The 15,314-nt window shown below is 70.1% G+C and carries 16 protein-coding genes; 7 read left to right on the top strand and 9 right to left on the bottom strand.

Annotated elements, in window-relative coordinates; translation table 11 throughout:
• Positions 1–6 precede the first annotated feature (6 nt).
• The 7 genes from KME78_RS61590 to KME78_RS66920 all read right to left on the bottom strand — a co-directional run bounded on the left by KME78_RS61590 (position 7) and on the right by KME78_RS66920 (position 5,313).
• Positions 7–546 carry an SRPBCC family protein gene (locus KME78_RS61590; RefSeq protein ID WP_219539573.1) on the bottom strand — a complete coding sequence of 180 codons (540 nt, stop codon included), beginning with the start codon at positions 544–546 and terminating at the stop codon, positions 7–9.
• Positions 547–781: 235 nt separating this feature from the next.
• Positions 782–2,053: a cytochrome P450 gene (locus tag KME78_RS61585; protein WP_219539572.1), complete on the bottom strand. Its 1,272-nt coding sequence runs from the start codon at positions 2,051–2,053 to the stop codon at positions 782–784.
• 9 nt (positions 2,054–2,062) lie between these two features.
• The gene (locus tag KME78_RS61580; protein ID WP_219539571.1) at positions 2,063–2,263 is read right to left on the bottom strand and encodes a ferredoxin; all 201 of its coding nucleotides are present in this window, start codon (positions 2,261–2,263) and stop codon (positions 2,063–2,065) included.
• The gene (locus KME78_RS61575; RefSeq protein WP_219539570.1) at positions 2,260–2,877 is read right to left on the bottom strand and encodes a TetR family transcriptional regulator; all 618 of its coding nucleotides are present in this window, start codon (positions 2,875–2,877) and stop codon (positions 2,260–2,262) included. Before KME78_RS61575 ends, KME78_RS61580 begins: the two co-directional genes overlap by 4 nt.
• 168 nt (positions 2,878–3,045) lie before the next feature.
• Complete coding sequence (locus KME78_RS61570; protein WP_219539569.1) at positions 3,046–4,035, bottom strand: LLM class flavin-dependent oxidoreductase; 990 nt, start codon at positions 4,033–4,035, stop codon at positions 3,046–3,048.
• 43 nt (positions 4,036–4,078) lie between these two features.
• The gene (locus tag KME78_RS61565) at positions 4,079–5,203 is read right to left on the bottom strand and encodes a winged helix DNA-binding domain-containing protein (RefSeq protein WP_219539568.1); all 1,125 of its coding nucleotides are present in this window, start codon (positions 5,201–5,203) and stop codon (positions 4,079–4,081) included.
• Positions 5,182–5,313, bottom strand: a complete 132-nt coding sequence (locus KME78_RS66920; RefSeq protein WP_281429219.1) for a hypothetical protein — start codon at positions 5,311–5,313, stop codon at positions 5,182–5,184. The genes KME78_RS61565 and KME78_RS66920 overlap by 22 nt, the downstream gene beginning before the upstream one ends.
• A 229-nt stretch (positions 5,314–5,542) precedes the next feature.
• On the opposite strand from KME78_RS66920, the gene KME78_RS61560 reads away from it, so the two are divergent.
• On the top strand, positions 5,543–6,832 hold the full coding sequence (locus KME78_RS61560; RefSeq protein ID WP_219539567.1) for an FAD-dependent monooxygenase: 1,290 nt from the start codon (positions 5,543–5,545) through the stop codon (positions 6,830–6,832).
• A gap of 306 nt (positions 6,833–7,138) precedes the next feature.
• On the opposite strand, the gene KME78_RS61555 is transcribed toward KME78_RS61560, so the two are convergent.
• Positions 7,139–10,237: a S8 family serine peptidase gene (locus KME78_RS61555; protein ID WP_219539566.1), complete on the bottom strand. Its 3,099-nt coding sequence runs from the start codon at positions 10,235–10,237 to the stop codon at positions 7,139–7,141.
• Between the two features lie 201 nt (positions 10,238–10,438).
• On the opposite strand from KME78_RS61555, the gene KME78_RS61550 reads away from it, so the two are divergent.
• From KME78_RS61550 to KME78_RS61525, 6 genes are all read left to right on the top strand, one after another.
• Positions 10,439–11,410, top strand: a complete 972-nt coding sequence (locus KME78_RS61550) for a GlxA family transcriptional regulator (RefSeq protein ID WP_308127595.1) — start codon at positions 10,439–10,441, stop codon at positions 11,408–11,410.
• Positions 11,407–12,159: an HD domain-containing protein gene (locus KME78_RS61545; RefSeq protein ID WP_219539564.1), complete on the top strand. Its 753-nt coding sequence runs from the start codon at positions 11,407–11,409 to the stop codon at positions 12,157–12,159. Before KME78_RS61550 ends, KME78_RS61545 begins: the two co-directional genes overlap by 4 nt.
• 66 nt (positions 12,160–12,225) lie before the next feature.
• A complete protein-coding gene (locus KME78_RS61540) occupies positions 12,226–12,588 on the top strand; it encodes a hypothetical protein (protein ID WP_308127594.1) in 363 nt (120 codons plus the stop codon).
• Between the two features lie 6 nt (positions 12,589–12,594).
• Positions 12,595–12,870 (top strand): DUF3817 domain-containing protein, encoded by a 276-nt coding sequence (locus KME78_RS61535; protein ID WP_246655009.1) that lies wholly within the window; start codon positions 12,595–12,597, stop codon positions 12,868–12,870.
• Between the two features lie 277 nt (positions 12,871–13,147).
• Positions 13,148–14,119: a GlxA family transcriptional regulator gene (locus tag KME78_RS61530; protein ID WP_219539562.1), complete on the top strand. Its 972-nt coding sequence runs from the start codon at positions 13,148–13,150 to the stop codon at positions 14,117–14,119.
• A gap of 8 nt (positions 14,120–14,127) precedes the next feature.
• Complete coding sequence (locus KME78_RS61525; protein WP_219539561.1) at positions 14,128–14,736, top strand: DJ-1/PfpI family protein; 609 nt, start codon at positions 14,128–14,130, stop codon at positions 14,734–14,736.
• Between the two features lie 276 nt (positions 14,737–15,012).
• On the opposite strand, the gene KME78_RS61520 is transcribed toward KME78_RS61525, so the two are convergent.
• On the bottom strand, positions 15,013–15,314 hold a 302-nt coding region (locus KME78_RS61520; RefSeq protein ID WP_219539560.1), incomplete at its 5' end, for a hypothetical protein.

Below are 15,314 nucleotides of genomic sequence, written 5' to 3'. Positions count from 1 at the left end.
ACGACATCACCCACCGGAGACCAGCTCGGCCAGGTGGTGCAGCGAGTTGATGAGATGCTCAGGGCCGAACGGCGGGAACTGGATGTACTCCCGGATGGACTGCGGCACCGCCGACCAGTCGTAGGTGAGCGTGACCTCGGTCTCGGACGGACCGAGCGGCGCAAGGTCGTAACGCCAGATCCAGCCACCGAACTCCAGCTGACCGTCGCCCTTGTCATACCCCGTCAGCCAGCCGATGGCGCGCGGCGCGTCGAACACCTGAACCTTGTTGACGACTTGGTAGTCACCGTCCGGACGGGAGGCGTGATACATGTCCATCCGGAAAAGCTGCCCCACCTCGGTCAGCGGCCCCTGGTTGACAGCCTTCTGAACCCAGCCGGTGCCATCGATCGCAGCATGGCTCGTCGGGTCCGCCAGCACCGCGAACACCCGCGCGGCGGGCACGGCGACAGTCAGGGTGGCGCTCACGTTCTCCTGTACTAGGCGCGCGGCGGTCAGCCCGCCGGGGACCAGTGGCTTCGCGGGAACGGTGGTGATGTCGGACATCGTGGACCTCCGGTGAGTGGCGACCGGCCCGTTGCCGGCCTCTCACCTTGACTACGAACGGCCTCGACGCCATCCGACACTCTCACAGAAAAAATCAGAGAACGTGCTCTCCCCGAGCCCTCCTGCGGGTCCACGTGATGCCTGTCACCAGACGGCCGCCGCCTGGTTGACCTGCTGCTGTGGTGTACGCGTCGCACATGAGCAGCCCGAGCAGGCCTCCGCCACCCAGGCGCGCTCAGCCGATGCGGATCGGGAGGGTACGCGGACCGCGGACCTGGCCCGTGGCCCAGGTCACGGCCGCCGGGTCGGCCAGGTCGAAGGCCGGGATCCGCTCCAGCCAGACCTCGAGGGCGACCCGCAACTCCATGCGCGCCAGATGCGAGCCCACACAGCGGTGGATGCCCAGCCCGAACGCGACGTGCCGGTTCACCTCACGGTCGATGACCACTTCACCCGCCCGCTCGAACTGCGCCGGATCGCGGTTGGCCGCCGGGAACGACAGCAGGATCCAGTCGTCGGCCTTCATGTCACCACCGCGCCAATGCATGTCCTCCTTGACCAGCCGCGCCATCGTGACCGGGGCGTAGGCCCGGAGGAACTCCTCCATCGCGGTCGGCAGCAGTTCAGGCTCGGCGACCAGGCGTTCGCGGTCGGCGGGTGTCTTGGCCAGGTGCCACAGCGACGCGCCGATCGCGCTCCACGTCGTGTCGATGCCGGCGATGAGCAGCAGCGCCATCGTGCCGGCCACGTGGGACGGATCGAGCTTGTGACCACCGAGTTCGGCGTTGATCAGATAGCTGGTGAGGTCGTCACGCGGGTGGTCGACGTGGTCGCGGATCTGCGTGAGCAGGTAGTCGAACAGCTTCTGCGCCCGGGCGATGCGTTCCTCCGGCGGCAGATTGACCCCTTCGAGCGCGTTCTCGATGAACACCCGGAAACGCGGTCCGTCCTCAGGCGGGAAGCCGAGCATCTCGGCGATGACCCGCATCGGGATGTGCTGGGCATAGTCACGGGCGGCGTCGACGACGTCCTGCCCCTCCAGCGCGTCGATGAGCGTGTGACAGAACGCTCTGGTGGCGGCCTCCCGCTTGGCGACAGCGGACTTGGTGAACGCCGGCAGCAGCAACTTGCGCGCGTGGTGGTGGAAGGGCGGATCCGAGGAGATCGGCGGCACACCCCCCACCGGCGCCAGCTCGGGGGGTGGGCGGAAATTGGCCATGACGATCGCCCGGGACGAGAAGTGCTCGGTGTCGTAGGCGATGGCCGCGACGTCCTCGTAGCGGGTCGGCAGCCACCCACCGCCGAACCGCTCGGTGTGCGCGATCGGGCAGCGCTCCCGCAACTCGTCCTGGATGGAGTACGGGTCGGCCGCCCATTCGGGCTCGGCGTGGGAGAAATCGGTCGCCCAGTCCGAGACCGGGCCGGTGATGATCTCGTTGCGGACACCTTGGGTCCGCCCTTCCAGCGTCTCCCGGTAGTCCTGGCCGAAGCGGTCGTCGACGGTCATGCGAGTCTCCTAGAGGATTTCTATGGCGCGTTCGGGACAGTTGGACACCGCCAGGCGCGCCGCGCGCTCCTGGTCCGGCTTGTCCGACGGCACGACGCCTTCGCCGACGACCTGCCCGTAGCCCTCGTCGTCCTCGCCGAACAGGTCGGGCGCGAGGTCGTAGCAGCGACCGTGCCCCTGACACCGCTCGGAGCTGATCCGCACTTTCACTGTTGTGCTCCCGTTTGTGCTGTGGTCCCGGTGGGCGCGAGGGCGGCGACGACCCGGGTGAGCAACGCGGTCCACTCCTCGTCGTTCACCGCGTGCAGATCCGGCGTTACGAGCGCGCTGCCCATCGCGATCAAGAGGCAGAAGTGGGCGAGCGCGTCCGGCGACAGCGCGGGATCGAGCTCACCGCCGCTCTCGCCGACGCTCACGAGCCCGGCGAGCCAGTCTGCGCGCTCGCCGATGTAGTCACGCATCGGCCGGGCGACCTCCTCGTCACGGCGGGCCGCGACCAACGCCTCGACGATGAGATACCCGCACGCTTCGCGACGGCGAGGCAACCGGCGTCCGACGACGACGAGCAGCTCCGCGATGGACCGATCGGGATCGGCGGCGAACAGATCCGCCATCAGACGAGGCCCGTGCGCGCGCAGCGCGGCCACCATCAGCTCGGCCTTCGACCCGAAGTGCGCGTACAACGCGCCGTTGCTCACCCCTGCGGCGGCGGCGATGTCGGCCACGCGCGTGCCTTCGTACCCGCGCTCGGCGAACACCTCGGCGGCGGCCTGCAGCAGCCGTACCCGCGTCTCAGCGGCGGTGACACCGGCGATACGCCCCATGAATGAATTAAAAGACCATTCATTTGATTCGTCAACGGCCGGTCAGGTCGCTGGGGCTCGATGTTGTCCGGCGCGTCCCTCAACCTGACGGTTCGGCGCGGTTCCTGACAGGGCGAACGGCTCAGGTGGTCAGCTTCGCGAGCTCGGCCATCTCCGTCGATGGATCGATCACCGGCTGAATGACGATCTCGCTGACCCCGGCTGTTCCAGGGTGGCGATGCGAGCGAGAAGGTCGTCCCGCGTTCCGACCAGGGCCAGCGCGTCGATCAGCGACGGCAGGATCAGGTCCCGGTCGGCCGGCGCGATGCGCCCCAGATAGTGGGGGTAGAGCGCGGTGTGCCGGTCCGGCGCGACGGTCGTGGTGCCCCGCCGGTCGAGGAGCGACCGCACCGCGTCACGTTCCTCGACACCGAGCCGTTCGGCGAACGCGGGTGCATCGGCGGCGAACGTCAACAGCGACATGACGAGGTGACCCGTCGCGTCCCGGACCGCGTCGCCGTAGGGGGCCTCGCCCTCGTCGAGCACGTGCAGCGAGGTCATGACGTAGGAGTCGACGTCACGCGGCGCGCCCGCGGCCTGCCGGCGAGCGTGGTGGAACGCGCTCCAGGCCGCAGGATCCAGGAGGCCGAAGGAGATGATGCCGGTGCCGCGACGGCCGGCGACGGCGGCGGCCTTCAGACCGGTCGCGGCCACCAGGAACTCGATGGGGTCAGTGGTGTTCACCTGCTGCCCGGCATGCAGGAGCCGGATGTCGCTGACCCGGTCACCCTCGCGGTACTCGACGGTGCCTCCGGCGCACAGATCCTGCAGCCCGGCGGTGAACCTCTCGAGTTCGGCCGTCGTGGCCGGCGGCATTCCCAGGGTGCGCCGGGCGGTGTTGCCGGTGCCGACGCCACAGATGATCCGGCCTGGCGCCAGCGCGTTGAGGCTGGCGAACGCGCTCGCCGCAGCCGGCAACGACCGCAAGGCCGGTGAGGTCACGCCGACGCCGAGCTTGATACGGCTGGTGACCTTCGCGCACAAGCCCAGCGCTACGAACGGATCGCCGTGGAGCATGGGTGTGTCGTAGACCCAGAAGCTGCTGAAGCCCAGTTCCTCGGCCTGCGCGGCCAGTTCCTCCACACCGGGTTGTGCCGTGACCACAATGCCTTTACGCATGATGCCTCCGCCGGTTGATGGGCGTTCAGGACCGTGGATGCGATTACAGCAGGCTCACCGAGACGACAGCGCGTGCGCCCAGGAACACGCCCAGTTCGTCGGCCGCGGTCTGCAGCGCGGCGGTCTCGGCGGCGCCGAACGGCCGGTACAGCGCCGCTTCGAGCACGACGGCGTCGGCCCGGACCGTGCGCCGCCAGCGGCCGGCCACCTGCGTGTCGACCACGATGACGCCGTTCGGCAGGGCGAGCTTGTCCGGTGCCGCTGCCACCAGGCCGCCGAGGTCGAGCAGGTGCCTGCTCTGCCGGTAGCCGACGATGTACTCGTCGTACGCCTGCAGCAGCCGCACCGACGGGCAGCCGGCCGGCACGGGGGCGTCCACCGGCGCGGACCAGTAGGTGACGCCGTCGACGTCGGTGCTCTCCAGCGCTTCGCCGGCGAGTGACAGCCCGGCGGCGATGTCGGCGAGCGTGAGGCTGGACCACCACGCCAGGTCCTTCGCCGTCGCCGGACCGTGGCTGGTGAAGAACCGGCGGACCACCTCGGCCAGCGCCGCCTCGCGCTCAAGGCTCGCCGCCCGCGGGACCCGCTCGTCGAGCAGCGCGTACGTGTGCTGCTTCCCCCTCAGCGGACCGCTGCAGATCACCCGCTCCAGTTCGGCGTGGATGAGGATGTAGCCGAGCCGGAACCCCTCCGCGATGATGCCGTGGCGGGCCAGCAACGCCGCGATCTCGGTGCGAGTCAGGTGGTTCGCGCCGGCGACGGCGTCGGCGATCAGGTCCGTGGTGCGGCGCAGCAGCGGGACGTCGAGCTCGCCCCGCCGGTAGGCATAGGCGTTGAGCACGTGCACCCGCGGCGCCGTCAGCTCCAGCAGCCAGCGCAGGTCGGCGGGAGCCACGAAGTGCCACGTCGGGCGCAACACGTGCGTACGCAGGATGACGCCGTCGTCGAACGCGCGATCGAGGTCCACGTCGGTGACGCCGGGGCCGAGCCGCTGGGCGACCGCCCACTTCGCCGGGTGGTAGTCCTGCGACTGCACCGCGCCGAACCAGCCGACCACCTCGGCGGCGCCGGCGAACGGGGCCGGCGGCGCACCGCCCAGGCCGACGGCGCTGGTGCGGCGGTGGGCCAGCTCAAGCCCGTCCAGCGTCACGGCTGCCCGCCGGCCCACGCCTGGACGACCTCGTCGAGCACGCCTGCCGGCTCCAGCCCCGGGCGGGCAGGCCGGTGCCGACGGGGCAGGACGTCCATGATCTCGCCGGCGAGCTGATCGCTGGTCATGCGTCCCCCCACGGGCCGGCTCGTGGGGACTACCGTACCTGTCACCCCCGGCGTCTGGCGCTGGCGGCCGAGCCACGACCGCGGTCACCAACCACCTCAAGATCAGAACCGTTGAGCCCCGTACCGATGAGTTTTGTGCGGATCCGTGGTCGATACGGCTGGACACACCGACAGCGGTGGTCCTGTGCTGGGAACGTCCCAGCGCGGGCGGAAGCATATGGAGGCAGTGATGAGCGTCGACGACTCCAAGCAGGAGCACACCATCCGGACTGGCGGGCAGGGGACGCGGGCGAGCGGTCCCAGGGTGTTGGTGGCGGGGGCGAGCATCGCGGGACCCGCGCTGGCCCACTGGCTGCGCCGGCGCGGGGCCGAGGTGACCGTGGTGGAGCGGGCTCCCGAGCTGCGTCCCGGCGGGCAGGCGGTGGACGCGCGCGGGGTCGCCAAGGAGGTCATCGGGCGCATGGGGCTGGACGCGGCGGTGCGCGCGGCGTGCACCGACACCGCCGGCGCGCACACCGTGGACGCGGACGGGCAAGTGCTGGAGACCTTCCGTGCCGACGACGACGGTGGCGACGGGTTCATCGCGGACATCGAGATCCTGCGCGGGGACCTGGCCCAGGTGCTCTACGACGACACCCGCGACGGCGTCGAGTACGTCTTCGGCGACCGAATCGCGGGGCTCGCCCAGGACGCGGACGGGGTCGACGTGGTCTTCGCGGGCGGCGACCGGCGGCGCTTCGACCTGGTGGTCGGGGCCGACGGGGTGCACTCGGAGCTGCGAGCGATGGTCTTCGGGCCGCATGAGCGGTTCCTGCGCCACCTCGGGCACGTGCTGGCCTTCTACAGTGTGCCCAACGAGTTCGGGCTGGACCGCTGGCTGCTCGAGCACCAGGACCAGGAGTCCGGGCGCTCCGCCCTCCTGCGGCCCATCCAGGACGCCACCCGGGCGATGGCCATGTTCTACTTCGCCTCGGCCGACTTCGACATCGACTACCGTGACATCGCGGCCCAGAAGGTCCTGCTGCGTGAGCGGATGGCGGGCCTGGGCTGGTTGACCCCGGGCATCCTCGCGCACCTGGACGACACCCCGGACTTCTACCTCGACCAGGTCGCCCAGGTGGTGATGGACCGCTGGTCGAGTGGACGGGTGGGGCTGCTCGGGGACGCGGCGTTCAGCTCCTCGCCGATGTCCGGGCAGGGCACCGGGCTGGCGCTGGTCGGCGCCTACCTGCTGGCCGGAGAGCTGGCCGCCGCCGGATGGGACCCCGACGCCGGGTTCGCCCGCTACGAGGCGCGGATGCGCTCGTTCGTCGAGGCCAACCAGGAGATCGGCCGGTTGAACGCCCGCACCCGCGACGTCCCCGGGCCAGACGCCGAGCCGAGCCCCGATTTCACCGGCGAATGGTTCACCGAGCTGGTCGGGCGCGCGATCAACGGCGTCGAGCTACCCGACTACGCGGGGGTGCCGGACTCCGCAGCCCCGGCCGAATCGCCGATCACCTCGTCGGCCAGGCCGTAGGTGTCACATAACGTGTCGAGACGGACCACGCTTCGGTGGCTCCCTGACACGATGGATGAGAACGGGCAGACACGTCAGGGCTTGCGACCACGCAGCTTGAGCGCGTGTCGGCGCTCGTATTCGGCGGGGCTGAACTGGCCGTTTGCGGAGTGGCGCCGACGTGGGTCGCAGCACCCTCGATGTAGCTGAACAGAGCTCGTTCGGCCTCTGACCTGCCTCGCGTCTGAACAGCACGCCGGGCTGATCAGTGCCGAACGTGAAAGGGCCCGGCGACCCGGACCCTTTCACGATTCACGGTCGATCGTGTCAGCCGACGGCGTAGGCGCGGATGACGGTCTGCTTGACGGTCGTGCCCGACGTGTCGGTCGCTGTGACCCTCAAGGAGACGAATCCGGCCGTGCGCGGGTTGGGCACGGCAGCCGTCCAGCCGGATCCGGCCGGAACGCTCGCCACAGGCAGCCAGTTCGCGCCGTCGTCCGAGGACATCTCCAGCCTGAGCGACGTTACCTTTGCCTGCGACGCGCCGGTGTTGCGCTCCACCCAGACGGGCACCCTGCTCACCGTGCCGGGACGGGCACGGTTGAACGAATCGAGACCTCGCGGTGCGTAGCGGACCGCGAACAGCGGGAGCGGCTTGGCCTCGGACGTCCGCTCGGATGTGAAGGTCCAGGCTGACTCCACGCTCGACGACAGCGTCGAGTGCGGCACCTGCCTGCGCATCGACGTGGTGAGTGTGTACTCCGCCCGCTGCGCGGGCAGCGCGGCGGTGAGCTCGCAGATCTTGAACAGGCAGTCGGCCAGCGCGGTCTCGGCGATCGTCCGGCCGCCGCTGGTGAGGGTCGCGGTGCCAGTGGCGGCGTCATCCACGCCGGTCCGGCCCTCGGCGCCGTCCGCGAAGAGGCGGCTTGCGTCGAAGGAGAGCTGGTCGCCTGTGCGGGTTCCGTTCGGTTGCGTGAACGAGGGACCGATGACGGCGGCGTTCCACACCTCCTTCGTGGTGCCGCGCTTGATGACCTTGCCGGCGTCCCGCACGTTCGACGTGCCCGTGTCCCAGGAGCTGTCCCAGGTGAGCCCGGTAGTGCGGTAGTAGGTCGCGGTACCGGGGAGTGCCACGTCCTGCTGGAGCGTCGCGGAGAACTCGCCTCCCGGCTGGTCGCCGAACCTGGGGGCGAAAAGCGGCCGGCCCTGAGCCGCGACACCGGAAGCGAGGAAGGCCGCCTCCACCTTCGCCAGTTCCGCGCGCCTGGCTCGTTGCCCCATGTCCGCCGGGATCCCGCCGGTGCGATGGTCGACCAGGTCATAGAGGGAACCGCTGGTGGAGTCCCAGACGGACCTCAGGTGGTAGCGCAGCCCGTCCTCGCGTACGGGGACGGCGTAGAACTCCTGGCTGGGGTCGAGAGGGCTCCGCCAGCCGAGCGACCACTTGCCGAGTCCTATGGTGAAGTCGGTGATCTTCCTGGGCGTGGCCGTGGGGTCGTCGATGCTGAAGCGCGCCGGCCGGCCCTGGCGGGCGTCCAGTGTGATCTGCTGGTCGCCGTTGTCGATCCTGATGCTGGTGTGGGTGACCGTCAGCGAGGTGGGCCCGGAGATGTCGGCGTAGAGGTTCCACTGTCCCTCCGGCAGTCGCATCCTGGCCGTGCCGCCCTGGAAGACCGGCGTCCGGACGGCGCCGGTCCCGGGGTCGTAGAGCTGGGCGAAGACGGAGGGCTCGCCGGTGTCTCTGCCGACGGCGGTGATGGTGACGTCGTAGGACTCCGGCTCAACGTACGCGCCGGCCAGGGTGCGGATCTCGCCCTGGCCCGAAACGGCGGTGACGACGCCGGGGTAGTCACCCGGAGCCTTGCCCTTGGCGTCGATGGTCAGCGTGACCGACGCCGTGCCGTTGGCGGGCACCTCGAGGCGTTGCGCGGACAGCTTCAGCACCTCACCGCCCTGCGTGCCGAGGTCCAGGGTGACGGGGGTGTCGCCGGAGTTCGCGTACGTGATCGTCTTGGTCGAGACGCGCTCGCCCTGGTCGTTCCAGGGGAAGGCGGCCCACACGTTGGCGGGCTCGGCCATGACCTGCTGGGCCAGGGCCCGTACGAGGTCCACCCGGCCGGTGCCCTGTTCGTACGGCGTGGCGCCCGGTGTGGGGACGGCGCTGCCCATGAGGGCGGTCTTGAGCTGCTGTCCGGACCAGTCGGGGTGCCGCTGAGCCATGATGGCCGCGGCGCCCGCCACGTGCGGAGCGGCCATCGAGGTGCCGCTGTGCTCCACGTGTGTGCCGCCCGCTTCGGCGGCCATGATGTCCACGCCCGGGGCCGTGATGTCAGGCTTGATCGCGTGGTCGCCCTCGCGGGGACCCTCGCTGGAGAAGGCCGCGATCTGGTCGTCGTCGCCGACCGCGCCGACCGTCAGGGCGGCGTCGGCGCTGCCGGGGCTGGTCACCGTGGCCCGGTTGCCGCTGTTGCCCGCGGAGATGACGAACAGCGTGCCGGTCTGCTTGGACAGCGTGTTGACCGCCTGTTCGAGGGGGTCGAGTTCCGGGGTGTCGGTGCTGCCCAGGCTCATGTTGACGACCTTGGCCTTGACCTCGGTCGCGGCCCACTCCATGCCCGCCAGGATCGCGGAGTCCCTGGCGCCGAAGCGGCCGCCGATCTTGCCGACGGCGAGTTGCGCGCCGGGAGCGACTCCCCGGTACTGCTCTCCGGCTCCGGCCACGATGGAGGCGACGTGAGTGCCGTGTCCGACGTTGTCGCGGATGTCAGGCTCGTCGGAGAAGTTCCGTTCGTGGGCGACCACGCCCTTGAGGTCGGGGTGACCTGGGTCGTAGCCGGAGTCGAGCACCGCCACCGTGACGCCCTTGCCGGTCATGCCTTGCTTCCAGGCCTCGGTGGCGCCGATCTGCTTGACGCTCTTGTCGAGAGTCCAGAGGCGCAGGCCGTCCAGCCAGAGTTTCGTCTTGCCCGCCGCCAGCGCCCGGGCGCCGCCGCCGGTCAGGTCCTTCCAGGTCTGGGCGGCGTTCTTCTTCGAGACCTGGAGCGTGGACATACCGAGCCCGGCGAGAGGCCGTGCCCCCGGCACGTTCGCCGACTGGACGATCAGGGGGATGTCGGTCCTGTCGGCGTCGCCGTACCGCCATCGCAGCAGTTGCGTCACGTCGAACAGCCGTGGATCCAGGACGCCCTGGGCGAGCAGGGGGCGGGCGTCGAACGGGATCACGTTCAGGTGGCCCCCGACCACCTGACGGAGGAATCCCGTCTGCCTGCCTGGACCGGGTTCCACGCGCACGCTCACACCGGTGACCACGACACGGTCGCCGGTGACCAGCGTGACGGCGGTGCTCGCCGCGGCGGGCGCCGGCGGTGGTGCCACGATGATCGTGCCGGCGAGGAGAGCGGACGCGAGAATGCCGCCTAAGCTCATGAACTGCCTCCATGAAGAGGTGATCTTGAATGCGACAGCGACCATACTTCTTTCAACGTAGTATGGTCAATGCCTGCGGATCGACCCGCATCCACGAGCCGGCAGCCTCTCGCGGACGAACGCCGTCTACGTGCCGCAAGTCCGGATCTGTGGGATGGCTGTCCTTGTGGACCTCTCGCCGAGGCCGCAAGGCTTGTCGGCGTGAAAGATCTGGTGGTCGCCGTCTATGACGGTGTGGTGCTGCTGGACGTGGCGGGACCGGTGCAGATCCTGCACGGCTCCGGCGGTTACCGCATCCGGCACGCCTCCCTCGATGGGCGGCCGGTGCGCACAGACGTCGGCGTGCCGCTCGGGGCCGATCTGGCCCTGGGCGAGCTCTCAGGGTCGATCGACACCCTGCTGGTGCCGGGATACGCGCCGCCGGACGGGGACCGCCCCGGCGAGGCGTACCTGAACCTGCTGCAGGACATCGGCGCTCGCGCGCGCCGGGTGGCGTCGGTGTGCACGGGTGCGCTCCTGCTGGCGGAGGCCGGGCTGCTCGACGGGCGGCGGGCCACCACGCACTGGGCCGCCTGCGCCGAGCTGAGGTCCCGGTTCCCGCGGGTCACCGTGGAGCCCGACGCCATCTTCGTCCGGGACGGACCGGTCGCGACCTCGGCCGGCGTCAGCGCCGGCATCGATCTGGCGCTGGCCCTCGTCGAAGAGGATCACGGGCCGGACCTCGCGCGGGCGGTGGCCAAGTACATGGTCGTGTTCCTGCAGCGGCCGGGCGGCCAGTCGCAGTTCAGCGTGCGCGGGACCGTTCCCGCGACGCGTCACCCGGGGCTGCGCCGCCTGCTGGACGCGATCACGGCCGACCCCGCGGCGGAGCACACCCTGGCCGCGATGGCGGCCCAGGTCGTGGTCAGCGAGCGCCATCTGACGCGGCTGTTCCGGCGCGAGGTCGGGCTCACCCCCGGCCAGTACGTCGAGCGGATCCGGGTCGAGGCCGCGCAGGTCCTGTTGGAGACCACGGCCGACGGCGTGGCCTCGATCGCCCGCAGGTGCGGTCTGGGATCCGACGAAACGATGCGCAGGACGTTCCTGAAGGTCCTGGGCATCACACCGACCGCCTGTCGCCAGCGCTTTCGCACCTCCTCCCATCCCTTCATCACCCCAAAGGAGACCACGTGAGCTCGTCCCCGAATCGCCGTACCGTGCTAGGAGCCGGCCTGGCCGGCGCTGCCGCCCTGGCGATCGGCACACCCGCCGCCGCAGCCGAGAGCGGGTACGCGGACCTGTCCTTTCCCGTCTCCCGTATCGCCAAGGCGGCCCTGCACCTGGTGACGGAGGCCCAGCAGCCGTACCTGCGCAACCACAGTCTGCGCGGCTTCCTGTTCGGCCGGGCCGTCGCCGCCCAGGCCAGGCGCCTGCCGGGCCGCGACTACGACGCCGAGGTCATGTTCCTCATCTGTGTGCTGCACGACATGGGCCTGACCGAACGCGCCAACACCGGCCGGCGCTTCGAGGTCGACGGCGCCGACTTCGCCGCCCGCTTCCTGGAGGAGCATGGCATCACCGACGCCCGCGTCGACACCGTCTGGGATGGCATCGCTCTGCACACCTCCTACGGCATCCACGACTCGCCGGTGTTCGCCCGCCGCCGCCCGCCGGAGATCTCCATCGCCGTGACCGGCATCGGCATCGACCTGACCGGTGGTCCCAGCGACCTGCCCACCGGGTACGCCAATCGCGTGCACGCCGCCTACCCCCGCCAGGGCGGCGCCCGCGCCCTGACCGACGCCATGATCGCGCAGTGCCTCGCCGATCCGCGCAAGGCGCCGCCCATGACCCTACCGGGCGAGATCCTGCACCAGCGGCATCCCGAGGCCCCCTACCTGACCTGGGATGACTTCCTCGAAGCCAGCGGCTGGGACGACTGACCGCGCGCCTTCGCCCGAGGAACCACACAGCCTGCTGCTCGCCGTCCGAGCAGCAGGCAGCCGAACATGAGAAAGAGAGCCATGGAACTCCTGTTGCTGTCGGTGCATGTCATGGCCGGCATCGTGTTCGTCGGCGGCTCGGCGGTCGCGACGAGCCTGTTCCCCCGCTATGTCCCGGTCATCACCGGCGTTCCATCGGTCGTACCCGACGCCCCAGGCGTCCTGCGGCTCCAAACGGCGCGAGCGCATGAAGGGCGTAGTCGCGCCGTGGCCGTCGCGCTGCAGATCTATCCGCGTCAGCGCGACGCGCTCGCCGAACCCGGCAAGAGCGACCGGCTGCGCACGCTGCACATGCTCGCCGGCCTCTACAACCTGCTGTGGACGGTCGTCGTCGTCCTGATGATCGTACGTCCCGGCTCGAGGACGTGATCCGTGATGCGCACGCTGCGGATCGCGGTGGCCGTCGAGTCCGTCTCCTTGCTGGTCCTGCTGATCAACCTGGCCACCACCCGCCTCCAAGCGATCACCTCCCTCGTCGGCCCCCTGCACGGCACGGCCTACCTCGCCGTCATCACCGCCACGGTACTGGCCCCGTCCACCGCCTCATCCGGCGCCCGCTGGCGGGCCGCCATCCCCGCCATCGGCGGGCTGCTCGCCCTGCGGCGACTGCGCGACCGTTCTGACCAAGCACCCTCGAAGAGAACGCCGTGAACGACACATGCGATGACCCGCCGATCCCGCACACCGAACTGGCGCTGAACTCCACGCGTTTCGCGCCCGAGACGCTGTTCCTGGGTGGATGACGACGGCCATCGGTAGAAGGCCTGATCACTCACTCTTCGCCGGCGCACGCGAATCGAGTCCGCGATCCGGTACGGCATTGCCGCTGGGTCTCCGAAGCGGCATTTGGGCTTGTCGGTGCCCCATGGCGGGATCTGTGGGTTACGTGTCGTTGACGCCATCGGCCGCCGGGCCGGAGGCTGATGGTGTGCAGCAACGTCGCATCGTCTTCGTGATTTTCGACCGGTTCCAGTCACTCGACCTGACCGGCCCGTACGAGGTGTTCCAGCACGCGAGCCGGGCCGGGGAGAACGAGTACGCCTGCCAGCTCGTGGCGCCCTTCCCCGGGGCGGTGCGGACCGAGAGTGGCCTGTCGGTGCATGTGGAGTACGGCGTCGCGGATCTCGACCCCACCGGCATCGACACGCTCGTCGTGGCCGGCGGAGCCGGGGTCGATCAGGCCAGGCATGATCCGGCGCTGGTCGGCTGGATCGCGACCGCCGCCACCGACGCCCGCCGCGTCACCTCGGTCTGCAGCGGGCTGTTCCTCCTCGGCGCCGCGGGCCTGCTCAGCGGGCGCCGGGTCACGACCCACTGGGTTCGCGCGCGGCAGCTCAGCGAAGAGTTCCCCGACGTGCGGGTCGACAGCGATCCGATCTTCATCAGGGACGGGCGCATATGGTCGTCGGCGGGGGTGACCGCCGGGATGGATCTGGCGCTCGCGCTGGTGGAGGAGGACCTGGGGCGGGACGTCGCGTTGTCGGTCGCCCGCTACATGGTGTTGTTCCTGCGCAGGCCGGGCACTCAGTCCCAGTTCAGCGTGGCCCTGTGGTCGGCGCAACCCTCCAGCGACCCGATCCGCGCGGCGGTCTCGGCCATCCACGCCGATCCGGGCGCCCGGCACGGCATCACCGACCTGGCCGCCCACGCCGGGCTGAGCCCGCGTCACCTGCAGCGCCGATTCGCTGCCGAACTCGGCACCCCGCCCGGCGCTTATGTCGAGCGCGTACGCATGGAGGCGGCTCGGCGCGCGCTGATCGAGGGCGACGATCCCGTTGAGACCGTCGCCCGCCGGTGCGGCTTCGGCACCGCCGAGACCCTGCGCAGGATGTTTCACCGGCACCTGGGGGTCGCGCCGTCCGACTATCGCGACCGTTTCCGATCCACCGTCAGAAAGTGAGACCATCCATGACCACCTATGGACTATTGATCTTCGACGAATCCGAAGAGCTGGACTTCGCCGCCCCCTGGGAGGTGTTCACCTGTTCGTCGATGCTGCGCGGCGGCGCTGACACGGCGGTGCTCATCGCCGAAGCCCTCGATCCCGTGCGCTGCTCCAAGGGCATGCGGGTGCTGCCTGACCACACTCTTGACGACCACCCGCCACTCGACGTCCTGCTGGTGCCGGGCGGCCGGGGCGCTCGCGAGGTCCAGGTGCGCAACGAGGCAGTGACGAACTGGATCGCCAAGACCGCCGAGCAGGCCGAATGGGTCAGCAGCGTGTGCACGGGCGCGATTCTGGTGCACGCGGCGGGGCCCGGGCGCGGGCGCCGCATGGCCACGCACTGGAAGTACGAGGATGCCTTGGAGTCGCGGGGCGAGGTCACCGTCGTGCGTGACGCCCGGTACGTCGTGGACGGCAAGCTCATCAGCAGCCAGGGTGTGTCCGCCGGGATCGACAGCGCGTTGTGGCTGGTCGGCCGCCTGCACGGCCGCGACCATGCGCGCGCGGTGCGCCGCTACCTGCAGTACGACCCCGCGCCTCCGTACCTCGCGGACGAGCCGATCGCCGGCTGAGCCGACCGCCGGCGGGGGCCGCCCGCGGAGAAGCCGGCGATCCCTCAGGCGAGATGATCGGCCGCGATCAGAACGCCGCTGGCGAGCGGCTGGGCGGCGATCGCGGCCTTGGCGCGAAGACCGAGTCCAACAGCTCAGGAGTGGCTCCTGGACAAGCGTCCTGACGAGCAGGGCCCGCTGCCGCTCGCCGCCGGACAGGTCCGCGAACCTGCGCTCGGCGAGATCCTGCAGGACGACGTAGCTGGTCAGCCTTGCACGGAAGGTTTCCAGGAGTGATCAGGCTTCCGCGCGAAGCCACGGCGAGTCCGCGAGCACGTCATCCCACGTCGGCACGTGTACCGAGGGCACACGCTGGCGTGCGAGCTCGCCGGGGAGCGTCATGGCGATGCCCTTGGCCGGATTAGCCAGGATCTGCGCGATGATGTCGTCGGCGATGCGCTCCTCCACCTTGAGGACTCCGTTGCCCAATTCGGCGTGTCTTCTGGGAAGCCGATGATGTCCTGAATCAGGATGATCTGCCGCGCGGTTCCTCGTCTGCGAGCGGTGAGAGGATGGTGGACTGATGTCGATGCAGCCGC

Source organism: Nonomuraea guangzhouensis (genome assembly GCF_019396345.1).
In the GTDB taxonomy this organism is placed as follows: domain Bacteria; phylum Actinomycetota; class Actinomycetes; order Streptosporangiales; family Streptosporangiaceae; genus Nonomuraea; species Nonomuraea guangzhouensis.
The sequence above is the reverse complement of the archived record's forward strand: the minus strand, read 5'-3'. Positions and strand labels throughout refer to the sequence as shown.